Source organism: Massilia horti, from assembly GCF_004614195.1.
GTDB classification, from domain to species: domain Bacteria; phylum Pseudomonadota; class Gammaproteobacteria; order Burkholderiales; family Burkholderiaceae_D; genus Telluria; species Telluria horti.
Map to the genome: position 1 here is coordinate 42,910 of NZ_SPUM01000150.1, position 21,842 is coordinate 64,751.

At 62.1% G+C, this 21,842-nt stretch carries 26 protein-coding genes and 1 tRNA gene; 17 read left to right on the forward strand and 10 right to left on the reverse strand.

Going from position 1 to position 21,842, the window contains the following annotated elements; translation table 11 throughout:
• Positions 1-60: 60 nt before the first annotated feature.
• The 11 genes from E4O92_RS24045 (at position 61) to E4O92_RS24095 (ending at position 9,335) form a co-directional block, all read left to right on the forward strand.
• Entirely contained in the window at positions 61-831 is a 771-nt protein-coding gene (locus E4O92_RS24045; protein ID WP_135192169.1) for a ParA family protein, read from the forward strand.
• Between the two features lie 21 nt (positions 832-852).
• Positions 853-1,728, forward strand: a complete 876-nt coding sequence (locus E4O92_RS24050; protein WP_135192170.1) for a ParB/RepB/Spo0J family partition protein — start codon at positions 853-855, stop codon at positions 1,726-1,728.
• A 468-nt stretch (positions 1,729-2,196) separates the two neighbouring features.
• Positions 2,197-2,541 (forward strand): ATP synthase subunit I, encoded by a 345-nt coding sequence (locus tag E4O92_RS24055; RefSeq protein WP_135192171.1) that lies wholly within the window; start codon positions 2,197-2,199, stop codon positions 2,539-2,541.
• A complete protein-coding gene (atpB, locus tag E4O92_RS24060; protein ID WP_135192172.1) occupies positions 2,538-3,419 on the forward strand; it encodes a F0F1 ATP synthase subunit A in 882 nt (293 codons plus the stop codon). Before E4O92_RS24055 ends, atpB begins: the two co-directional genes overlap by 4 nt.
• Before the next feature lie 68 nt (positions 3,420-3,487).
• The gene (atpE, locus tag E4O92_RS24065) at positions 3,488-3,733 is read left to right on the forward strand and encodes a F0F1 ATP synthase subunit C (protein ID WP_135192173.1); all 246 of its coding nucleotides are present in this window, start codon (positions 3,488-3,490) and stop codon (positions 3,731-3,733) included.
• 78 nt (positions 3,734-3,811) lie between these two features.
• Positions 3,812-4,282: a F0F1 ATP synthase subunit B gene (locus E4O92_RS24070; RefSeq protein ID WP_135192174.1), complete on the forward strand. Its 471-nt coding sequence runs from the start codon at positions 3,812-3,814 to the stop codon at positions 4,280-4,282.
• A 2-nt stretch (positions 4,283-4,284) separates the two neighbouring features.
• On the forward strand, positions 4,285-4,818 hold the full coding sequence (locus tag E4O92_RS24075; RefSeq protein ID WP_135192175.1) for a F0F1 ATP synthase subunit delta: 534 nt from the start codon (positions 4,285-4,287) through the stop codon (positions 4,816-4,818).
• A 73-nt stretch (positions 4,819-4,891) separates the two neighbouring features.
• Complete coding sequence (gene atpA / locus E4O92_RS24080; protein ID WP_135192176.1) at positions 4,892-6,433, forward strand: F0F1 ATP synthase subunit alpha; 1,542 nt, start codon at positions 4,892-4,894, stop codon at positions 6,431-6,433.
• A 61-nt stretch (positions 6,434-6,494) separates the two neighbouring features.
• Complete coding sequence (gene atpG / locus E4O92_RS24085; protein WP_135192177.1) at positions 6,495-7,373, forward strand: F0F1 ATP synthase subunit gamma; 879 nt, start codon at positions 6,495-6,497, stop codon at positions 7,371-7,373.
• A gap of 108 nt (positions 7,374-7,481) precedes the next feature.
• Positions 7,482-8,885 carry a F0F1 ATP synthase subunit beta gene (gene atpD / locus E4O92_RS24090; RefSeq protein WP_135192178.1) on the forward strand — a complete coding sequence of 468 codons (1,404 nt, stop codon included), beginning with the start codon at positions 7,482-7,484 and terminating at the stop codon, positions 8,883-8,885.
• Positions 8,886-8,912: 27 nt separating this feature from the next.
• On the forward strand, positions 8,913-9,335 hold the full coding sequence (locus tag E4O92_RS24095) for a F0F1 ATP synthase subunit epsilon (RefSeq protein ID WP_135192179.1): 423 nt from the start codon (positions 8,913-8,915) through the stop codon (positions 9,333-9,335).
• Between the two features lie 273 nt (positions 9,336-9,608).
• On the opposite strand, the gene E4O92_RS24100 is transcribed toward E4O92_RS24095, so the two are convergent.
• Positions 9,609-10,850 carry a dipeptidase gene (locus E4O92_RS24100; RefSeq protein ID WP_135192180.1) on the reverse strand — a complete coding sequence of 414 codons (1,242 nt, stop codon included), beginning with the start codon at positions 10,848-10,850 and terminating at the stop codon, positions 9,609-9,611.
• Between the two features lie 287 nt (positions 10,851-11,137).
• Complete coding sequence (locus E4O92_RS24105; protein ID WP_135192181.1) at positions 11,138-11,746, reverse strand: peptidoglycan recognition protein family protein; 609 nt, start codon at positions 11,744-11,746, stop codon at positions 11,138-11,140.
• Positions 11,747-11,874: 128 nt separating this feature from the next.
• Here E4O92_RS24105 and E4O92_RS24110 point away from each other — a divergent pair, with 128 nt between their 5' ends.
• Together E4O92_RS24110 and E4O92_RS24115 are read left to right on the forward strand one after the other, a co-directional pair.
• The gene (locus E4O92_RS24110; RefSeq protein WP_135192182.1) at positions 11,875-12,303 is read left to right on the forward strand and encodes a CoA-binding protein; all 429 of its coding nucleotides are present in this window, start codon (positions 11,875-11,877) and stop codon (positions 12,301-12,303) included.
• Between the two features lie 68 nt (positions 12,304-12,371).
• The gene (locus tag E4O92_RS24115; protein ID WP_135192183.1) at positions 12,372-12,962 is read left to right on the forward strand and encodes a glutathione peroxidase; all 591 of its coding nucleotides are present in this window, start codon (positions 12,372-12,374) and stop codon (positions 12,960-12,962) included.
• 219 nt (positions 12,963-13,181) lie between these two features.
• Here E4O92_RS24115 and E4O92_RS24120 read toward each other — a convergent pair whose 3' ends face one another.
• Positions 13,182-13,802: a DUF6058 family natural product biosynthesis protein gene (locus E4O92_RS24120; protein WP_135192184.1), complete on the reverse strand. Its 621-nt coding sequence runs from the start codon at positions 13,800-13,802 to the stop codon at positions 13,182-13,184.
• Between the two features lie 74 nt (positions 13,803-13,876).
• Here E4O92_RS24120 and E4O92_RS24125 point away from each other — a divergent pair, with 74 nt between their 5' ends.
• A complete protein-coding gene (locus E4O92_RS24125) occupies positions 13,877-14,566 on the forward strand; it encodes a metalloregulator ArsR/SmtB family transcription factor (protein ID WP_135192185.1) in 690 nt (229 codons plus the stop codon).
• Here E4O92_RS24125 and pabB read toward each other — a convergent pair.
• The 5 genes from pabB to argB all read right to left on the reverse strand — a co-directional run bounded on the left by pabB (position 14,555) and on the right by argB (position 18,967).
• Positions 14,555-16,393, reverse strand: coding sequence for an aminodeoxychorismate synthase component I (pabB, locus tag E4O92_RS24130; RefSeq protein WP_135192186.1), 1,839 nt, complete (start codon positions 16,391-16,393; stop codon positions 14,555-14,557). The genes E4O92_RS24125 and pabB overlap by 12 nt on opposite strands.
• A 16-nt stretch (positions 16,394-16,409) precedes the next feature.
• The gene (gene slmA, locus E4O92_RS24135) at positions 16,410-16,988 is read right to left on the reverse strand and encodes a nucleoid occlusion factor SlmA (RefSeq protein ID WP_135192187.1); all 579 of its coding nucleotides are present in this window, start codon (positions 16,986-16,988) and stop codon (positions 16,410-16,412) included.
• A gap of 30 nt (positions 16,989-17,018) precedes the next feature.
• On the reverse strand, positions 17,019-17,759 hold the full coding sequence (locus tag E4O92_RS24140; RefSeq protein WP_135192188.1) for a pyrimidine 5'-nucleotidase: 741 nt from the start codon (positions 17,757-17,759) through the stop codon (positions 17,019-17,021).
• Positions 17,760-17,897: 138 nt separating this feature from the next.
• Positions 17,898-17,972 (reverse strand) — tRNA-Thr (locus E4O92_RS24145).
• A 65-nt stretch (positions 17,973-18,037) separates the two neighbouring features.
• Entirely contained in the window at positions 18,038-18,967 is a 930-nt protein-coding gene (gene argB / locus E4O92_RS24150; RefSeq protein ID WP_135192189.1) for an acetylglutamate kinase, read from the reverse strand.
• 152 nt (positions 18,968-19,119) lie between these two features.
• Between argB and E4O92_RS24155 the strand changes: the two genes are divergently transcribed.
• Complete coding sequence (locus E4O92_RS24155) at positions 19,120-19,323, forward strand: cysteine-rich CWC family protein (RefSeq protein ID WP_135192190.1); 204 nt, start codon at positions 19,120-19,122, stop codon at positions 19,321-19,323.
• A gap of 116 nt (positions 19,324-19,439) precedes the next feature.
• Here E4O92_RS24155 and E4O92_RS24160 read toward each other — a convergent pair whose 3' ends face one another.
• Together E4O92_RS24160 and E4O92_RS24165 are read right to left on the reverse strand one after the other, a co-directional pair.
• Entirely contained in the window at positions 19,440-20,582 is a 1,143-nt protein-coding gene (locus E4O92_RS24160) for an extracellular catalytic domain type 1 short-chain-length polyhydroxyalkanoate depolymerase (RefSeq protein WP_135192191.1), read from the reverse strand.
• A gap of 21 nt (positions 20,583-20,603) precedes the next feature.
• Positions 20,604-21,017, reverse strand: a complete 414-nt coding sequence (locus E4O92_RS24165; RefSeq protein WP_135192192.1) for a ribbon-helix-helix domain-containing protein — start codon at positions 21,015-21,017, stop codon at positions 20,604-20,606.
• 107 nt (positions 21,018-21,124) lie between these two features.
• Here E4O92_RS24165 and E4O92_RS24170 point away from each other — a divergent pair, with 107 nt between their 5' ends.
• Positions 21,125-21,553 (forward strand): thioesterase family protein, encoded by a 429-nt coding sequence (locus tag E4O92_RS24170; protein ID WP_135192193.1) that lies wholly within the window; start codon positions 21,125-21,127, stop codon positions 21,551-21,553.
• On the forward strand, positions 21,550-21,750 hold the full coding sequence (locus tag E4O92_RS24175; protein ID WP_135192194.1) for a DUF1289 domain-containing protein: 201 nt from the start codon (positions 21,550-21,552) through the stop codon (positions 21,748-21,750). The genes E4O92_RS24170 and E4O92_RS24175 overlap by 4 nt, the downstream gene beginning before the upstream one ends.
• Positions 21,751-21,842 lie beyond the last annotated feature (92 nt).

Sequence of the window (21,842 nt, forward strand, 5' to 3'; positions counted from 1 at the left end):
ATTTCTTGAATATAAATGGTATGGGCTTTTGTTGTTGCGTCCAGGGGGATTGGAAGATAGATGGCGAAAATATTTTGCGTAGCAAACCAGAAGGGTGGAGTCGGCAAGACCACCACCAGCGTCAACCTGTCGGCCGGTCTGGCCAAGCTGAACCAGCGCGTGCTTCTCGTCGACCTTGACCCGCAGGGCAACGCGACGATGGGGGCAGGGATCAACAAGGCGGCGCTGCCTGCCTCGACCTACCAGGTGCTGCTGGGCGAAGCCGAGGTCGGCGCGGCGCGCCAGCGCTCCGAGTCCGGCCGGTTCGACGTGCTGCCGGCCAACCGCGAACTGGCCGGCGCCGAAGTCGAGATGGTCGACCTGGACAACCGCGAACGGCGCCTGAAGAACGCGCTTGCCGCAGTGGACGGCGAATACGACTTCATCCTGATCGACTGCCCGCCGGCGCTCTCGATGCTGACCCTGAACGGCCTGTGCTCCGCGCACGGCGTCATCATCCCGATGCAGTGCGAGTACTACGCGCTCGAAGGCCTGTCCGACCTGGTCAACACGATCAAGAAAGTGCACGCGAACCTGAACCACGACCTGCGCATCATTGGCCTCTTGCGCGTGATGTTCGACCCGCGCATGACGCTCTCGCAGCAGGTCTCGGCGCAGCTCGAGCAGCACTTCGGCGACAAGGTGTTCAAGACCATCATCCCGCGCAACGTTCGCCTGGCCGAAGCGCCGTCCTACGGCGTGCCCGGAGTCGTGTTCGATCCCTCGTCCAAAGGCGCCCAGGCATACATCGCGTTCGGCGCCGAGATGGTCGACCGCATCAAGACAATGTAATCAGAAAGAACCAACCAAATCATGTCAACCAAAAAACTCAAAGGCCTCGGCCGCGGACTGGAAGCGCTGCTAGGCGGAGACGCCGACATTACGGCGCCTGTGGCCGGCGCGCCGTCGACGCTGCCGGTCTCGCAGCTCCAGGCCGGCAAGTACCAGCCACGCACCCGGATGGACGAGGGCGCGCTGAACGAACTGGCGGCCTCGATCAAGAGCCAGGGCATCATGCAGCCGGTACTGGTGCGACCGCTGGGCGGCGGCGCGCTACGCTACGAGATCATTGCCGGCGAGCGGCGCTTCCGCGCGGCGCAACTGGCCGGGCTGGAAGAGATCCCGGTGCTGGTGCGCGAGGTCGACGACCAATCGGCCGCGGCCATGTCGCTGATCGAAAACATCCAGCGCGAAGACCTGAACCCGCTGGAAGAAGCGCACGGCATCGCGCGCCTGATCTCGGAATTCAACTTCACCCATGAACAGGCCGCCACCGCAGTCGGCCGCTCGCGCAGCGCGGTATCGAACCTGCTGCGCCTGGTGAACCTGGCCGAACCGGTGCAGACGATGCTGATGGCCGGCGACATCGACATGGGCCATGCGCGCGCGCTGCTTGCCGTGGACAGCGCCAGCCAGATCGCACTGGCCAACCACGTGGTGGCCAAGCGCCTGTCGGTGCGCGAGACGGAAAAGCTGGTCGCGCGCACGCTCGAAGAGCTGACCCAACCGGCTGGCGCCGCGCGCCAGAAGGAAAAGCCGGCCGACATCGTCAGCCTTGAAGAAGAGCTGTCCGACCGGCTGGCCACGCCGGTCGTATTCAAGATGGGCGCAAAGGGACGGGGCCAGATGATCATCGACTTCGCCGACCTGGACGTGCTCGACGGCGTCCTGGCCCGCCTGCGCGCGTAACCCTCAGAAGTGGGGTCAGAGTCGAATTATTGAGCAACTAGTTGCAAAATAATTAGGGTCTGCCCCCCCGAGTTACCGCAGCGCGACCCCCGAGCCTATTTGCAACCACGGTCAGAGTCGAATTTCCGGGCAATTGTTGCTGGGGTGACAGCTGTGGGGTCAGAGTCAAATTGTTGAGCAACTAATTGCTCAACAATTTGACTCTGACCCCATTTTTATGCGGGAAGCATGGAACGCCGCACGTGCCCGCCGCCTCTAAGGCGACGGCAAAATCGCAAAAACAACCGGGGCAGAAGCCGGGGAATGTTACGAAACCGCGTCGTAGCGCCGAGCTTTTGTGACATATTCCGGGCCCGGGATCGGGCCGAACAGTTTGACTCGCCTCCGTATAACCACTTATAATCCCGCAGATTCATGTATTTATCTAACCGCCGCCCGGTTTCGTATGGCTAGCGCGACTAACAAAAAATGCTGCGCATAGTCTCCCTGCAATTGATGGCAACAGTAGTCGCCGGCGTGGTCGCCGCACTGCTCGGGGGATGGCCTGCGATGTTCTCCGCGGTGCTCGGTGGCTTGTGTTGTGTCGTGCCCAACGGGCTGTTTGCGCTGCGCCTGTTCGCCAATGCGCATCGACCGGGGGCGGCAAACCCGATGTCGTTTTTCATCGGCGAATTTATAAAGATTGCATTGACGGTGGGCTTCCTGTTTGCCACCGCATGGCTGTACCACGATTTGAACTGGCCTGCGCTCATCGGCGGCTTCATCGTGGCGCTCAAAAGTTACATCATCTTATTGTTTAGGCACCAGAAATGACAACTGAAATTGCGGCGGGAGCACAACCGGCGGGTGAGCACGGCATCACCACCGGCGAGTACATCACACACCACCTGCATCACAATGCGTCGGCCGTGCAGCATGGCCCGATCGATTTTTCCGTCATCCACTACGATACGATCTTTTTCTCGGTGCTGCTGGCCGCGGTGACCGCGATCTTCCTGATCGCCGCTGCGCGCCGCGCCACCGCCGGCGTGCCGGGCCGCTTCCAGGCCTTCGTCGAAATGATCGTCGAGATGGTCGAAGACCAGTCCAAGGCCATCGTGCATGGCAACCGCACCTTCATCGCCCCGCTGGCGCTGACCGTGTTCGTCTGGATCGTCCTGATGAACTCGATGGACTTCCTGCCGGTCGACACGTTCTCCAGCCTCTTCCGCTTGCTCGGCATCACCAACGCCGCCGGCCACGAACCGAATTTGCGCATCGTTCCCACCGCCGACCTGAACGGCACCCTGGGCATGTCGCTGGTCGTGCTGCTGCTCATGCTGTACTACAACGTCAAGATCAAGGGCCTGGGTGGCTTCATCCACGAACTGTTCAACGCTCCGTTCGGCGCCCATCCGGCCCTGTGGATCTTCAACTTCGGCCTGAACCTGATCGAATTCGCCGCCAAAACCGTTTCGCTCGCAATGCGACTTTTCGGCAACATGTTTGCCGGCGAACTGATCTTCCTGCTGATCGCTTTGCTTGGCGCGCAGTGGGTGGGCTTCACGACCCAGAGTGTCCTGCTGTCCGGCCTGCACATCTTCGCGGGTTCGATCTGGGCAGTGTTCCACATCCTGATCGTGCTGTTGCAAGCTTTCATTTTCATGATGCTGACGCTGGTGTACCTCGGCCAGGCGCATGAAGGTCACTAAGCAGTATCTCGTTTTTGCAGTATTTGGTTTTTAATTTTTCATTTTTTTGATTATCTAAGGAGTTTTTGATGACTAACGTCGCGTTCATTGCACTGGCTTGCGGTCTGATCATTGGTCTGGGTGCCATCGGTGCATGTATCGGTATTGGTGTGATGGGCGGTAAGTACATCGAAGCTTCGGCACGCCAGCCTGAACTGATGAACACCCTGCAGACCAAAATGTTCCTGCTGGCCGGCCTGATCGACGCTGCGTTCCTGATCGGTGTTGGTATCGCGATGATGTTCGCCTTCGCGGCCCCGGCTTTCGGCGGCTAATACCCCCGGACTCTTGAATAGCCGGGCCAGCGTAAAGACCGCCGGCCCGGCACATTTCATTCTGAGAAGGAAAAAGCTGTGAATTTAAACTCCACAATGTTTTTGCAGGCCATTGTGTTCGCCATCTTGGCATGGGTGGTCGCGAAATTCGTGTGGCCGCCCGTGATGGGAGCGCTGGACGCTCGCGCCAAGAAAATCGCTGAAGGCCTGGCCGCGGCCGACCAGGGCAAGCAGGCCATGGCCGCTGCCGAAAAACGCGTGCAGATCGAACTGGCGAGCGCGCGCGACGAAGGTGCCAAGCGTATCGCCGAAGCTGAACAGCGTGCCCAGATGGTTGCCGAAGAGATCAAGTCCAATGCCCAGGCTGAAGCCGCGCGCATCGTCGCCCAGGCCAAGGCTGAAGCCGAACAGCAAGCGACCAAGGCCCGCGAAGAACTGCGCAGCCAGGTGGCAACGCTGGCCGTGCGCGGCGCCGAGCAGATCCTCAAGCGCGAAGTGAATGCAGCGGCGCACGCCGACCTGCTGCAGCAACTGTCGACCGAGCTCTGATCATGGCAGAACTCGCAACCGTCGCCCGTCCCTACGCCGAAGCGCTGTTTCGTGTCGCCCAGTCCGGCGACATGAACGCTTGGTCGGAGCTCGTGTCGGCACTGGGCCAGATCGGTGCCAATCCCGACCTGCAGGCGTTTGCCCAGAACCCGAACGTCTCGCAAGCCCAGCTGGCCGATACGATTGCGTCCCTGGTCAAGGCCCCGCTGAACGCTGAAGCGAAAAACTTTATTTCGATGCTGGCCGAAAACGGCCGCGTGGTCCTGTTGCCGGAAATCGCTGCCCAGTTCCATGAACTGAAGAATGCCAACGAAGGCGCCGCCGATGCGCATATCGACAGCGCATTCGAGCTCTCCGGTGCTCAGCTGGCACAGCTGACCGCGACGCTGGAAAAGAAATTTGGCCGCAAGCTGAACCCAACGGTAACAGTGGATCCTTCGCTGATCGGTGGTGTGCGCGTGGTCGTCGGTGATGAAGTGCTCGATACCTCGGTGCGCGCCAAGCTGCAACAGATGCATGTTGCCCTGACCGCCTGACCGGAACTTCGCACGTACGCCGGCGTCTACCGCCTTGCCCTACGCATCAAGAAACTATTAGGAGTTAGCACTCATGCAACTTAACCCATCTGAAATCAGCGAACTGATCAAGAGCCGGATCCAGGGCCTCGAGGGTTCGGCTGAAGTTCGTAATCAAGGCACGGTGATCTCCGTCGCCGACGGTATCACCCGCATCCACGGCCTGTCGGATGTGATGCAGGGCGAGATGCTGGAATTCCCGGGCAACACCTTTGGCCTGGCCATGAACCTGGAGCGCGACTCGGTCGGCGCAGTTATCCTGGGTAACTACGAGCACATCTCGGAAGGCGACACCGTGAAGACCACCGGCCGCATCCTGGAAGTGCCGGTCGGCCCGGAACTGCGTGGCCGCGTGGTTAACGCACTGGGCCAGCCGATCGACGGCAAGGGCCCGATCAACACCACGCTGACCTCGCCGGTCGAAAAGATCGCGCCGGGCGTGATCGCGCGTGAATCCGTGTCGCAGCCGATGCAGACTGGCCTGAAGTCGATCGACTCGATGGTGCCGATCGGCCGTGGCCAGCGTGAGCTGATCATTGGCGACCGCCAGACCGGCAAGTCGGCCGTGGCGGTGGACGCGATCATCAACCAGAAGGGTCAGAACATGACCTGCGTGTACGTGGCGATCGGCCAGAAGGCCTCGACCATCAAGAACATCGTGCGTTCGCTGGAACAGCATGGCGCGATGGAGTACACGATCGTGGTTGCCGCTTCCGCTTCGGAATCGGCCGCTATGCAGTACATCGCCGCCTACTCGGGCTGCGCCATGGGCGAATACTTCCGCGACCGCGGCGAAGACGCGCTGATCGTGTATGACGACCTGTCCAAGCAGGCAGTCGCTTACCGTCAGATCTCGCTGCTGCTGCGCCGTCCGCCGGGCCGCGAAGCGTATCCGGGCGACGTGTTCTACCTGCACTCGCGCCTGCTCGAGCGCGCCGCACGCGTGAACGCCGACTACGTCGAAGCCTTCACCAACGGCGCAGTCAAGGGCAAGACCGGCTCGCTGACCGCACTGCCGATCATCGAAACCCAGGCGGGCGACGTGTCGGCCTTCGTTCCGACCAACGTGATCTCGATTACCGACGGCCAGATCTTCCTGGAGACCTCGCTGTTCAACGCCGGTATCCGTCCTGCGATTAACGCAGGTATCTCGGTGTCGCGCGTCGGTGGCGCTGCCCAGACCAAGGTCATCAAGGGCCTGTCGGGCGGTATCCGTACCGACCTGGCGCAGTACCGTGAGCTGGCTGCGTTCGCGCAGTTCGCATCGGACCTGGACGAGTCGACCCGCAAGCAGCTGGACCGCGGCGCACGCGTGACCGAACTGCTCAAGCAGCCGCAATACTCGCCGCTGCCGATCTCGCTGATGGCCGTGTCGCTGTTCGCCGTCAACAAGGGCTACTTCGACGACATCGAAGTCAAGCAGGTGCTGCCGTTCGAAGCCGGCCTGCACTCCCACATGAAGGCCAAGTACGGCGCGCTGCTCTCGAAGATCGAAGAGACCAAGCAACTGGACAAGGATGGCGAAGCACAACTCGCCGCCGCCATTGTTGAGTTCAAGAAGTCGGGCGCTTATTAATACGGCTCCTCAGGGGCAGCCCCCCGGGCAGCCCCGGTTGGGATAGAAGGAGTAAGGACTCATGGCAGTAGGCAAAGAGATACGTGGCAAGATCAAGAGCGTAGAGAATACGAAGAAGATCACCAAGGCGATGGAAATGGTCGCCGCGTCCAAGATGCGCAAGGCGCAGGACCGGATGCGCGCCGCCCGTCCGTACAGTGAGAAGATCCGTAACATCACCGCCAATCTTGCTGCTGCTAACCCGGAGTACACGCACCCGTTCATGGCCAAGGCCAAGGGCGAGGCGAAGGCGAATGCCGTTGGCTTCATCGTCGTGACGACCGACAAGGGTCTGTGCGGCGGCATGAACACCAACGTGCTGCGCCAGGTAACGCAGAAAACCCGCGAACTGGAACAGGCCGGCAACAAGGTCGAAGCTGTCGCGATCGGCAACAAGGGTCTGGGCTTCCTGAACCGTGTCGGCGTGCCCATCGTGTCGCACGTGACGCAGACTGGCGACACCCCGCACCTGGAAAAGCTGATCGGCCCGGTCAAGGTGATGCTGGACGCTTACCAGGACGGCAAGCTGGACGCCGTGTACCTGTGCTACACCCGGTTTATCAACACGATGAAGCAAGAGCCGGTCGTCGAGCAGCTGCTGCCGCTGCCGGCCAAGCAACTGCAGGCCGACAAGAGCGCTCATGGATGGGATTACCTCTATGAGCCGGAAGCGGCAACCGTGATCGATGAACTGCTGGTGCGCTATGTCGAGGCCCTGATTTACCAGGGCGTCGCCGAGAACCTGGCGTCCGAGCAGTCGGCGCGCATGGTGGCGATGAAGGCGGCAAGCGACAACGCAGGTAACGTCATTGGCGAGCTCAAGCTGGTCTATAACAAGACCCGCCAGGCTGCGATTACCAAAGAACTCTCCGAGATCGTCGCCGGCGCCGCTGCGGTGTAATGGCGTATTAATGCTTGCGGGACAGAGTTAAGTGAGCGAAGCGAAACGTACTCTGTCCCCAACTGGTCAAGCTTGTAAAAGAATTTAACTATATCTGAAGGAACGAACATGGCTGATGGCAAAATCGTTCAGTGTATCGGCGCAGTGGTTGACGTGGAATTCCCGCGCAACCAAATGCCGAAGGTTTACGACGCACTGAAAATGGAAGGCTCCGAACTGACGCTGGAAGTGCAGCAGCAGCTGGGCGACGGCGTGGTCCGTACCATTGCTTTGGGCAGCTCGGAAGGTCTGCGTCGTGGCATGAGCATTCAAAACACCGGCAATCCGATCACGGTGCCGGTCGGTCCGGCCACCCTGGGCCGCATCATGGACGTGCTGGGCAACCCGATCGACGAGCGCGGTCCGGTCAGCCACGAGCGCACCGCATCGATCCACCGCGAAGCGCCGAAGTACGACGAGCTGTCGCCGTCGCAAGACCTGCTGGAAACCGGCATCAAGGTGATCGACCTGGTCTGCCCGTTCGCAAAAGGCGGTAAGGTCGGCCTGTTCGGCGGCGCCGGCGTGGGCAAGACCGTCAACATGATGGAACTGATCAACAACATCGCAAAAGCGCACTCGGGTCTGTCCGTGTTCGCCGGCGTGGGTGAGCGTACCCGTGAAGGTAACGACTTCTACCACGAGATGGCCGATTCCAAGGTCGTGGACCTGGAAAACCTGGGCAACTCGAAAGTGGCGATGGTCTACGGCCAGATGAACGAACCGCCGGGCAACCGTCTGCGCGTGGCGCTGACTGGCCTGACGATCGCTGAATCGTTCCGTGACGAAGGCCGTGACGTTCTGTTCTTCGTCGACAACATCTACCGTTACACCCTGGCCGGTACCGAAGTGTCGGCACTGCTGGGCCGTATGCCGTCGGCGGTGGGCTACCAGCCGACCCTGGCCGAAGAAATGGGCCGCCTGCAAGAGCGTATCACCTCGACCAAGACCGGTTCGATCACCTCGATCCAGGCCGTGTACGTCCCTGCGGACGACCTGACCGACCCGTCGCCGGCAACCACCTTCGCCCACCTGGACTCGACCGTCGTTCTGTCGCGTGACATCGCTTCGCTGGGTATCTACCCGGCAGTGGACCCGCTGGACTCGACCTCGCGCCAGCTGGACCCGCTGGTCGTTGGCCAAGAGCACTACGAGACCGCGCGCGCCGTGCAGGGCACGCTGCAGCGTTACAAGGAACTGCGTGACATCATCGCGATTCTGGGCATGGACGAACTGGCACCGGAAGACAAGCTGGTCGTGGCACGCGCACGTAAGATGCAGCGTTTCCTGTCGCAGCCGTTCCACGTTGCGGAAGTGTTCACCGGCTCGCCGGGCAAGTACGTTTCGCTGAAAGACACGATCAAGGGCTTCAAGATGATCGCGTCGGGCGAACTGGACCACCTGCCGGAGCAAGCGTTCTACATGGTCGGCACGATCGAGGAAGCAATCGAGAAAGCCAAGAAACTGGCTGCCTAAGTCGGCTTCGTCTACTGAAGGACAACCATGGCAAACACTATCCACGTTGACGTCGTCTCAGCCGAAGAGCAGATCTTTTCGGGCGAAGCCGAGTTCGTCGCGTTGCCGGGTGAAGCAGGTGAGCTGGGTATCTACCCCAAGCACATTCCGCTGATCACGCGCATCAAGCCGGGTGCGGTACGCATTCAGGTGCCGGGCCAGGCTGACGAAGAGTTCGTCTTCGTCGCTGGCGGCATCCTCGAGGTGCAGCCGAACGGCGTGACGGTCCTGGCCGACACCGCGATCCGCGGGCACGACCTGGATGAAGCAAAGGCGCAGGAAGCCAAGAAGATGGCGGAAGAGCTGATGCAGAACCAGGACTCGAAGATCGACTACGCCAAGGCGCAAGCCGAACTGGCGGCGGCGATGGCCCAACTCGCGGCGATTGCGAAGCTGCGCGCCAAGCGCTGAGTTTCGCGCCAAGCGGCAAACAAAAAGGCAGCCTTCGGGCTGCTTTTTTTATGCGTTTTAAATGGGGTCAGACCCTAATTTTTCGGCAACAAAGTGCTTAGACCCAAAAATGGGGTCAGACCCTAATTTTTTTGCAACAAATTACTTGATTATTAGGGTCTGACCCCACCGTAGATTTGCCTGACCGCATCAAATGAATGGCCGTGAGGAACACGGCCATTTTTTATCTTCATACGAAAGCAAAGCTCGTCATATCGTTCGGCAAAACCGTCTCTACGTTTTATCGACCATCGCCAGGCTCGGCTTGCGCGTCTTCTGCAACCGCGCCGCCACCTGCTCGGCCTTGGCAAAGGTGCGGATCAGATTGCCGCCCGCGAGCTTTTCCAGATCCGCGTCGGTCCAGCCGCGCTTGATCAGTTCGGCAAACAGGGCGGGATAGGTCGACACGTCCTTCAGCCCGGTTGGTGTGGTCGCGCCGCAAAAGTCGGCGCCGATGCCGACATGATCCTTGCCCGCCACGCGCGCGATGTGATCGATATGATCGGCTACGTCCGAAATGGTCACCTCCGGCTGGAGCCCCGCCTCCTTCTCGTATTCCGCCTTGATCTTTGCGATCTCATCCTTGCTGGATCCTTTCGGAATGCGCTTGCCTAACCCGACCCGCCATGCCAGTGATTTCGAGCTCAGGAACTCGGGCACGTAGTAGACCATGACCACGCCGCCATTGGCCTGCATACGCTTGAGCACGTCGTCCGGCACGTTGCGATCGGTCGGCGCGAGGGCGCGCGCGCCGGTGTGCGAGAAGATCACTGGCGCCTCGGTGGCATCGAGCGCCTGGTGCATGACTTCCGCGCTCACGTGGCTCAGGTCCACCAGCATGCCCAGCCGGTTCATCTCCCTCACCACTTCCTTGCCGAACGGCGTCAGGCCGTGATGCTTGGGTTTATCGAGCGCAGCGTCGGCCCAGTCCAGCGTCACATTGTGGGTGAGCGTCATGTAGCGAGCGCCGAGATCGTAATAGGCGCGCAGCGCGCCCATGCTGTTCTCGATCACGTGTCCGCCTTCCATGCCCAGGAAGCTCGCGATCTTGCCCGCCTTCTTCGCCTCCAGGATATCGCTACTGCGCGTTGCCAGCATAAAGGTTTCCGGATAGCGCTCGATCATCCGTTTGGTCAACTCGATCTGCTCGAGTTGGGTGCGGGCCCAGCCCTCCTTCAATCCGCCATCGACGTAGACGCTCCAGAACTGCGCCGAAAGGTAGCCTTCCTTCAGGCGCGCGAGGTCGGTTTCCCCGTCCGTGTGCTGACGCAGGTCGTAACCCTCGAGGTCGCCGCGATGCTTGGGATGGTCGCGGATTAGGTACGGCAGGTCGTTGTGGCCGTCTACCAGTGGCACGCGGGCCAGCAAGGCTTTGGCGTGGCCCAGTGCGGCATCGTCGGAAACCGGTTTGGAGTCGGCTGCGACGCAGGAAATGGACACGCAAAGTCCGGCGACGATGAGGGGAATGCGGTGCATGGATCGATCCCTTGAAAAAAAGACGAAGAAGTGCTGCCCGACTGACAAGTATCTCATGGGGTAACAGGGGTAACAGGGGTCAGACCCTAATTTTTCGGCAACAAAGTGCTTAAACCCAAAAATGGGGTCAGACCCTAATTTTTGTGCAACAAATTGCTCGATAATTAGGGTCTGACCCCAGCGCAGCTACGCGGCGCAGGATATGCACCCAGGCGTTCGATAAGCGTAGGGGGCGCGGGGGCGCCGAAGACCCGTGCGCACGCGCACGTTCGATCCGCCAGCTGCGTTTATTTTTTGCGTGCCAGCCGTTCCGCGACCTTCTCGCGGAAATATCCCTGCTGCACATAGCGGTAGAGATTGGCGCCCGGGCAGACAGTTTGCTTTGAATAATCCCGGTGGCTCGCAATGCGCTCGAGCGGAACGTTGTACTTAGCAGCCAGCATTGCCATCAGGTCCACGACCGCGTCGAGCTGCTTCTGGTTCGGCTCCACGTCCTCGAAGTTGCCGACGACTTCGATCAGTGCGTGACCCAGCGGGTCGTACTCGGTGTTGGTATCGCCGGCATACGCAATGTTGCGGCCCTCATAGATGCGACCGTCCAGGTCGATAACGTAATGGTAGGGAATGTCCAGCCAATGCTTGGTGGTGCGCGACCACGACTGTAGGTTGCGCAGGTACTTGACCGGATCGGTGCCGGGTTTGAACGGCTCGCCTTGATGGTGCAGGGTGATATGGGTGATCGTATGCTTGCGAGCAAGCGTCGCGTCGGCCGCAGTGCCGCCCCAATCTGGAACCGCCACAATGCGGCGCTCGACCTCGGCCAGCGGCTGCGCGCTCGCGTTGTGGGTCAAAGCCAGGCACACGGCGGTGACCAGAAGGGCATTCTTCAGGAGCATTGGAAGCGCATTCGTGTTGCGAATGCGCCATCTTTTCACAGATGGATCCGATATCGCAAGGTTTTCCACGCTAGCGAATTGATGCAAACCTGATAAGCTACGTGATCAGATTTTTCACGAGCACATTTATGCGAAGCATTCATCAGATCCTGAACGAAGCCAAGACCATTGCCGTGGTGGGCATGTCGAACAAGCCGGAACGGGACAGCCGCAGTGTCGCCGAGTACCTGCAGGCACATGAATACCGCATTATTCCCGTCAATCCGGCGTACGTGGGCCAGGAGATTCTGGGCGAACCCGTCTATGCAAGCTTGCAGGAGGCGGCCGACGCCCTGGCGCCGCGTGGGCAGAGGATCGACATCGTCGACTGCTTCCGCAAGTCCGAGGAAATGGCAGCCGTCGCGCGCGATGCCATCGAAGTGCGTGCCGGCTGCCTGTGGATGCAACTGGGTGTCGAGAACCAGCAAGCCGCCGACCTGGCGCGCGCGGCGGGCCTGGATGTGGTGATGAACCATTGCATCAAGATCGAACATAAAGCGTTGGCTTTATCAACATGAGGAGTGGTTCCGACGCAGCTTCATTGCGCTAGAATACTGGTCACTTCAACAACTCAACGGACCATGTCATGCTGAAGATGCCCGCACTGCTGCTTTCTCTTTCCGCCGCTGTACTCGCTACTCAACCTGCCATGGCACAGTCGTCCAAGGCGCCAGTTGCGCAGCCGATTGCGACGAGCTGCCCGGTTGTCCTGAAGCACACCTTCAAACGCCTGCAGGACGATGCGCCGCAGGACCTGTGCCAGTACGCCGGCAAGGTCGTGCTGGTGGTGAACACTGCCAGCTACTGCGGCTATACCAAGCAGTATACGGGGCTGGAGGAGTTGTATGCCAAGTACGGCAGCCGCGGCCTGGTGGTGCTGGGCTTCCCGTCCAACGATTTCGGCAACCAGGAGCCGGGCACGTCGCAGGAAATTGCGGACTTCTGCTTTAACACTTACGGGGTCAAGTTCCCGATGTTCGCCAAGAGCTCGGTGATCGGTACCGCGGCCAATCCGCTGCACGCGAACCTGACTCAGCTGACCGGGCAGGCGCCAAAATGGAACTTCGCCAAATACCTGATCGACCGCAACGGCAAAGTCGTCGCATTCTTCCCGAGCAAGGTGGCGCCGGAGGATCCTCAGCTTGTTGGCAAGATCGAACAAACGCTTGCGCTGTAAGCCAAGGGACCCACGCTCCCTGCGAACTGCCGAAGCCCCCAGCCGTTGCACATTGTAGGGAGCGCGGGGCCGCCGAGGACCTGTGCGCACGCGGTTCGCAAAAGTCGCGCAGCGAAGCGGCAGCCGCAAGTCAGCATGCGGCGACCGCGTGCGCGCAGGTGCGCACCCTACGCCTCCTTGCCGTCCCGCGTGGCCGGTTTTCTTTTTTGTGGGCTGGCGCTAAAGCCGAAAGGCCCGGCGAACGTCGTCGATGTATCTGCGGCGCGAACTTCTTGCCACCTCATGCGGCGCAAATGGCGAGCTAACGCCATCGAGCAGGTCGACGCAGGCGCTCAGCCGCTCGCGTTTGACGCTAGTGAGCACTTGCTCAACAGTTAACTCCCGGATGACGACAATCGCCGCTTCCTTGGTGGCGATGTCTTCCGGCAGGCCGGACACGGTACACAAGCCATATGTCCCATCCAAAAAATGCTGCCACTCCGACTCGATGTGGCTGTCGGACAGCGCGGCCGCAAAATCTCCGAGGCCAGACGTCCCGAGCTCGGCCAGACGCTTACGGTACCGGTCCGCGAACAGGGCATGGGCTTGAACTTCGTCCGTGAGTGTGGGGAGAAGCGCGGCCCAGGCCACGTATCCCTTTGCGTAGTAGTCGATCGCGTGCGCTTCGCGGTGCGCGCCGAAGAACGAATCGCAGGCGATATCGAGCCGCAGCCGGTAGGACGGCTTGGGCATCATCCTGCGCTGCTGCCATTGATCGAGTAGCTGGCCGTCGAGCCGCGCATGCTCGAGCAGCTGCTCCCGCGTGTAAAAATGCCCGGTCAGGTATTGGATCAGGTCCATCGGCTGCCTCTTGAGATGTGGTGGCCGGACTATACGCGCTTGTTGCGGTGTGATGGTTCGGCTAACATCGAACCATGAGGGACGGCCCGAACATTACGACCATCGCCGCACTGATCGGCGACCACGCGCGTGCCCAGGTGCTGACCGCGCTCATGTCCGGCATGGCGCTGACCGCGACCGAGCTGGCGGCGGTGGCGGGCGTGACCAAGCAGACGGTCAGCGCGCATCTGGCCAAGCTGGTGGATGCCGGCCTGCTGGCGGTAGAGGCGCAGGGGCGCCACCGATATTTCAGCCTGGCGGACGAGGATGTGGCCCAGCTGCTCGAATCGCTGATGGGCGTGGCCTTGCGCACGGGGGCGGTGAGGGTGCGTTCCAGCCCGCGCGAGCCGGCCCTGCGGCGTGCGCGGGTCTGCTACGACCACCTGGCAGGCGAACTGGGGGTGCTCCTGTATGACAATCTGGTCCGGCGCGAAGCGTTTGTATTCGATGCCAACGGCCTGTCGCTCGGCGAGCGCGGACGCGCGCTGATCGCTGAACTTGGCATCGAGCCAGATCAGCTGGAAGGGCGCCGACGTCCCGCCTGCCGCACCTGCCTGGACTGGAGCGAGCGCCGGCATCATCTGGCGGGCGCGGTGGGATCGGCGCTGCTGGCGCGCTTTCTTGAACTGGGATGGGCGCGACGGGTGCCTGGCACCAGGATCGTCGCGTTCAGCCACGACGGCGAGCAGCGCCTGCGTGCGTGGAGTGGCGCGCTACCAGCCTGACTGGCCGCTATCAAGCACGGCCCGCAGCGGTCCGCGCAGGGCATTGCACACGACGATGTCGTCGGCATCTTCCAGCATGTCGCGCGTGATGACCCGTTCGGCGGCTTGCCATGCCGGCGCGCTGAGCAGCACGCCGCGGATCACGCCCGGCAGTACGCCGGACGAAAGCGGCGGCGTGTACCAGCGTTCGCCGAAGCGCACGAACACGCTGCTGCGTCCCCCTTCGGTCAGCTCGTCCCGCTCGTTGAAGAACAGCGCATCAAACGCGTCGTGCGCTTCGGCCGCGCGCCACGCGGCGTCGTAGCGGCTGCGGATGCTGGTCTTGTGGCGCAAGAACAGGTCGCTTGACTGCGTGGTTTCCTGCGCCAGCACTAGCCGCACCGGTTCGCGCAGCGGCGTGAGCACGCCGGTCTGGATCTTGATGTCGCCCTTGTGGTCGACCGCCATGCGCACCCGGTGAAGCTTGCCCGGTTCGAGCGCGGTGCAGGTGGCAGCCAGCAGTGCGCGTGCGCCTTGCGGATCGAAAGGAAAACCGAAGTAGGCGCATGAGGCTTTGACGCGCTCAAGGTGCTGCTCCAGGTGGCGGCAGCCGTCTTCCTGCGAGGCCCGGATCGTTTCGAATATCTCGAATTCGTTGGAGAGGCCAGCGAGAAAGCCGGCCTTCAAGCCGCACTCCGCGTACTCGGCCGCAGCGACGCTGTCGTACACAATGCCGGCGCCGACGCCCAGTTCGCCGCGCCGCACGCCGCCGGCCTCCGCCTGCAGGGACAGCGTGCGGATCGGAACCGACAGGCAGAAGTCGCCGGTGGCGCGGCCGGCGGCCGGCGGATCGAACCAGCCGATCGCGCCGGTGTAGATGCCGCGCGGGTCCGGCTCCAGTTCGTCGATGATTTCCATCGTGCGGCGCTTGGGCGCGCCGGTGATCGAGCCGCACGGGTAGATCGCGGCGAACAGCTGTTCGAGCGTGACGTCCTCGGCCAGTTTCGCCTCTACCGTCGAGGTCATCTGCAGCACGCGGCCGTAACGCTGCACGTCGAACAGCGCCGGCACCTGCACGCTGCCGGTGGCCGCAATCCGGCCCAGGTCATTGCGCAGCAGGTCGACGATCATCAGGTTCTCGGCCCGGTTCTTGGTGTCGGCGGAAAGTATGCTGGCGCGCTCTGCATCGATGGCGTCATCGCCGCTGGCCGGAGCGGTGCCTTTCATCGGGCGCGCCAGCAGGGATCCACCCTCGCGGCGCACGAACAGCTCGGGCGACAGCGACAGCACGGCGCCGCCGTCGGGCAGCGCCACCAGCGCTCCGTAAGGCACCGGCTGGCGCGCGCGCAGGCGGCAGTACAGCGGCACCAGCGGGCCGAACGCGTCAAAACGCAGGCGGAACGTGTAATTGACCTGGTAGGTGTCGCCGGCGGCGATGTAGTCGCGGATGCGGTCGATCGCCTGGGTGAATGCCGCCTCGTCGACGTTCGCCTTTACGCCGGCAATGCCGCACGGCGTGTCGCTGCTACTTCTCGTAGCCAGCCAGGCATCGACCTGGGGGGCAGTCAACTGATCGCACTTTTCGAACAGCAGCACCTGGGCCAGCGGGCCGTGCGGCTTGTGCGTGCCGACGCCGAGCAGCTCGGCGCCCAGCTCGTACGTCAGCAGCGGCACGGCAAAGAGGCCCTGGCCAAGCGCTTGCTGCATCTCGGCCAGCAGTTGCGGCCAGGCGGCGGCATCGTGGCAAAGCAGTGTCCCGGCGTGCACGCTGTACAGGCGCGAACGGGCCGCGGCATGGCCTTCGGCGCTGGCGTCGTCCAGCAGGGCGAATACTTCCTGGGCGTTCATTACTGCGATGCGGTTCCTATGCGGCGAGTAGCAGCGCGAGCTGCAGCGTGTTGGCATCAAGCGGATTTTGCTTGAAGCCGCTCTTGGCAAAGCGATGCCAGCGACCGGTCACGTAGCTTACCAGCAGGCTGGCGCGCGCGCTCACGTCGGCTTCCTGTCCATGGCCCTGCGATGCCGCCAGCCGCAGCGCCTGTTTGCACGCCATCTCGACCTTGTCGTAGAACTGGTTCATGCGCAGTTGCAGGCGCTCGTCCTCGCCCACCAGCGCGTCGCCGATCAGCACCCGCGTCATGCCTGGATTGTTGGCGGCGAAGCCGAGCAGCATGCGCAGCATGGCATGCGCCTGGTCCAGGCCGCGTTCTTCGTGCTCGGCAATCTGGTTGATCAGGCCAAAGACGCTCGATTCGATGAATTCGATCAGCCCCTCATACATCTGCGCCTTGCTGGCGAAGTGGCGGTACAGCGCCGCCTCCGATACCTCCAGGCGTGCCGCCAGCGCGGCGGTGGTGATCTTTTCGCCCTTCGGATGTTCGAGCATGGCGGCCAAAGCCTGGAGGATTTGCAGTTTGCGTTGGCCAGGCTTTGTGCTTGCCATAGGTTCCCGAATAATGAGTGGTTGATCGGTTCAGCCGCGCCTGACGCCCAGTGCGGGGAGGCGCGCGGGTAGTTGCCGAACAGATTTTACTTTGACATCGACGAAATTGGGACGGGTCAGCAGCCGCGCCAGTTTGGCACGGCCGATCGGGTCGCTCATGCGCAGGTACTGGGTCACCCACGCGGTGCGCATGCCCAGCTGGCGCGCGGCCTTCAGGTTGGCCAGCGTGTCCTCGACCAGGATCGCCCGCGGCGCGGCGACCTGGTGCCGGCGCAGCAGGCGCCGCAGCATCAGTTTCGATGGCTTGGGCCGCAGGTGGCGGTGCACGGTCATGTCCTCGATCGCGATGTGGTGCGCGAAGTGGCGGTGCAGGCCAAGGTGGCGCACTACTTCGGACGAATAGTGCGTCGGGCCGTTGGTGAGCAGGATCTTGCGCCCGGGGAGGCGCCGCAGCAGCCGCGCCAGGCCGCGTTCGGCCTTGACCATGTCGGCCAGCAGGCCCACGTCGTGGGTCTCGCGCAGGAAGTCGGCGGCGCTGACCTGGTGGTGGCGGATCATGCCCAGCAGCGTGGCGCCATAGCGCTTCCAGTATCCGAGCCGGGCCGCGTCGACCGCCTCCTGGCTGGCGGGCGTGACGCCGTCGCCCAGCACGCGCGCAATGTAGGTGTTCATGTTGGCACTGATCGCAGGAAAGATCGCGTGCGAGGCGTCGTGCAGGGTGTTGTCCAGATCAAACAGCCAGACGGGAGAAGGCGGAGCGGATTTTGGCACGGGTGCGGTCAGGTGAAGTTAAATCAGGGCAGTGACCACGATTATAGGCGTGCGCCAAGCGGTCGGGGCTGACGGCGGACGACAACATGTCCGGCAGTTTGCGCTTGCGGGGAAATCCTGGGGTGTACCAGGGAGAAGTGGTGCCCTTGACGTGGATTGAACACGTGGCCTCTCCCTTACCAAGGGAGTGCTCTACCACTGAGCTACAAGGGCATGCAAAAAAATCAAGGCTGGCCAAGGACCAGCCGCAACGGGCGGCTTTGCGCCGCCACATTTTTTTAGTGCGACCGGATCATAGTGCCAAAAGCCTGTTCGGTCAAGACTTCCAGCAACAGAGAGTGCTCGATGCGGCCATCGATGATGTGCACCGTGTTCACGCCCGACTTGGCTGCGTCCAGCGCCGATGAAATTTTCGGCAGCATGCCGCCCGAGATCGTGCCGTCGGCGAACATCTCGTCGATCTCGCGCGCCGACAGGTCGGTCACCAGGTTGCCGTTCTTGTCCTGCACGCCGGCAATGTTGGTCATCATGATCAGCTTTTCCGCCTTCAGGATCTCGGCAATCTTGCCGGCGACCACGTCCGCGTTGATGTTGTAAGCCTGGCCGTCCTGGCCAAAGCCGATCGGCGAAATGATCGGAATGAAGGCATCATCCTGCAGCGCCTTGACCACGGCCGGATTGATCGCCTCGATCTCGCCGACGAAGCCGATGTCGAGGAACTCGCCCGGCTTTTCCTTGTCCGGCATGGCCATCTTGCGTGCGCGGATCAGGCCGCCGTCCTTGCCGGTCAGGCCGACCGCCTGGCCGCCATAGTGGTTGATCAGCATGACGATGTCCTGCTGGACTTCACCGCCCAGCACCCACTCGACCACTTCCATGGTCTCTTCGTCCGTGATGCGCATGCCTTGCACGAAGGTGCCTTGCTTGCCGATCTTCTTCAATGCATTGTCGATCTGCGGACCGCCGCCATGCACCACCACCGGATTCATGCCCACCAGCTTGAGCAGGATGACGTCGCGCGCAAAGCCGTGTTTCAGGCGCTCGTCGGTCATCGCGTTGCCGCCGTATTTGATAACGATGGTCTTGCCGTGGAAATTACGGATGTACGGCAGTGCCTCCGCCAAAATCGCCGCCTTGATCTGCGGAGATACCCTGGACAGGTCGTTTTGCTGGTCGTCGGGCGGAGGACTGGTGAGCTGAGCGTTCATGGAGGGTCCGGAAAAGAAATTTGCGAGATTTTACGGCAACACGGCAAAGCCTGCCCGCATTATATTGGGTCTGGTTGTATTTTAAGGTTCGGTCCTTAACCTAGGGCACCCCGAACCCCGTTTCTTCGGCTTTATTTCCAGCGAGGTTGCCAATGAGTATATGCACGCGTTGCGGTGCGCAGTTCAGTTGCACGATGGCCGACGGCGGCAATGGACCATGCTGGTGCACCGAGTTGCCGCCCGTGGTGCCGGTGCCGGGAACAGATGCCGCTTGCTGGTGTCCGGCCTGCCTGCGGCAGCACATCGGAGGACAACCCGCGACCCCGGCCGAAGTTCCCTCCAAACAGTTGAAGTAGCTGGAGCGAAGCGCCGCACGTGCACGCTAAGATCATGTGGCTCAAGGAGATGTGACTTACGAAACCGGCCGCGTAGGTAACCACATGCAACCGATCACCGCCATGTCCGAAAGGGGTCAGGAATGGGTCCTGAAAAAGCGCAGCATTTCGCGGCTTGCGTCCGGCCCTTTGCCATCGGTATAGCTGCCGCGCGCATCCCCGCCGGACCACGCATGGCCCGCGCCATGGATCACCCAGTGCTCCGCGTGCACCCGCCCATCTTCGCGCTGGTGCACGGTGCGCGTGTAGGCGTAGCCTTGCGGCACCGTGCCGGGTTCGACCGCGACATCGATCGACGCATGCCTGGCAAGCTCAATCAAGTGTTCGCCGTTGGCGGGGTGCACCGTCGTGTCTTTGTCGCCATGGAACACGATGATCGGCAGCGCATGCCCGGGTTCGGAGCGGCGCAGGAAGTCGCCCTTCATGGCTGCCAGCGCGGAGGGCAGGTCGTGCGCGGATGCAAATGGCAGGCCCGAGTGCACGCCGACCGCCGCGTACAGGTCCGGGTAGAGCGTGCCCATGATGGTCGCCATCGCGCCGCCTGCCGACATCCCGGCCACATACACCCGGGCCTGGTCGACGCAATAGCGCGCCATGATGTCGCGCGTGATGCCGGCGATGATCGACGGCTCGCCCTGGTCGCGCTGCTGGTGGATGGCGTTGAACCAGTTCCAGCAGCGCGTGGCGTTCGCCTGCGGCGACTGGGCAGGATAGACGACCAAAAAACCGTGCTCTTCCGCGAGCGCATTCATCTGCGTTCCGGCGGCAAAGTCGTCCGGGTCCTGGACGCAACCGTGCAGCATCACGACCAGCGCCGCGGGGAGTCCCGTGTAGTTGCCGGGCACATACAGCTTGTAGCCGCGCGTGCCGGCTTCATTGGTGTAGCTGCCGTCGATAAAGCTGCCGGGCAGCGCTTGCGCCCGCGCCTGCGGCGTGGCCGCGTCCAGCAGATCGGCAACAGTATCCAGGCGGCCGAGCTTGGTCAGCCTGAGTTCGGCCAACATTTCGGGCACGATTTCTTTGGCAACGCGCGCCGGTTCGGCCGGAGGCTGGCTCGCCAGTCGGTCGGGTGCCGGGATCAGATCCAGCATCGCTTGCTGGACCCTGCTCGCATCTTGCAGCGCTGACTGCATGGCCGTGGCGGTCGCATCCGGCCCTCGTCGGAACCAGGTTTGCGTTGCCGCTCGCAATTGCGCGAGAAATCTATCGCTCAGTTTCATGGGGTTTCCTTTCCGTGCGCATCACAGAATGCGGGACGCCAGTGCGTCCTTTACTGCGCTGCTTGCATGCAGCGCACCGAGAACGAAGATCGATTCGATCGTTTCCAGCGCCAGCTCGACAGGCACATCGCTGGCGATGCTGGCCATGCCCAGCACCTGGATCTGCAGCCGGTGGCCGGCCGCACGTGCCGTCTCCAGGTCAGCGCGGGAATAGTGGTGCATGCCCAACACCAGGCTCTTGCGCGCCACGGTCTGTTTGACGACATCCGCATGCAGGTTCAATTGATTGCGTATCGCCGTGCGAATCAGGTCCGTGCGATTGGCATAAAAGCCTTCGTTGACCAGCAGGTCGATCTGTCCCAGGTCGATCGGCCCCAGATTGATCGTGATCTTTTCGGAATCGGCGTTCTTGGGCTTGGGGTCCGTTCTGCTCATGGTCTCGCCTCCATCCCGGCACCATCCAACCAGATGGTTTCTCTTAGTCTACGCCGATGCGCTTTCAGGTCAAGCGCGATTTGTTTGGATCGGGTAATCTGCTCGGCATGAGTCCAGATTTACAACCCGGTATCCGTTTCGAGTGGCAGTACACGGTGCCGTCGCGCGCCACCGTCCCGCAGCTGTACCACGACACCCCGTTTTGCCGCGACATGCCCGACGTGCTCGCCACCGGTTACATGGTCGGCATCATGGAGCTTGCCTGCATCCACGGCATGATGCCCTATGTCGACTGGCCGCGTGAACAGAGCCTGGGAACCATGGTCAGCTTCCAGCACCTCGCGCCCACCCCGCCCGGCATGACACTCACCATCAAGGCCGAAGTGACCGAGGTCGAGGGCAGGCGCGTGCGCTTCAGAATCGAGGCGTGGGACGGCGCCGACCAGATTTGCACAGGCGTCCATGAGCGCTGCGTCATCGATCCGGTGCGCTTTAACGCCAGGGTCGCCCAGAAAATCGAGCAGGCGCCCGCATGAACCTAGCTCCCGAACAGCAAACGCCGGTGCCTTCGCCCTGCATCAACGTGTGCGAGATCGCGCCCGACACCGGCCTGTGCCGCGGCTGCATGCGCACGCTCGACGAGATCGCGAACTGGGGCTGCGCGGACGACGCCTACAAGCGCGCGGTCTGGGCCGAGATCCGACGGCGCGAGGAGCGCCTGGAATTTCGCTAGCCCAAAAACCGTCGTCCCTCCCATTGGTCGGCACGACTTCCCGCGCAGGCGGGAACAGCGCCACTGGCGCTGTTCCCCCCATAGGCAGCGTG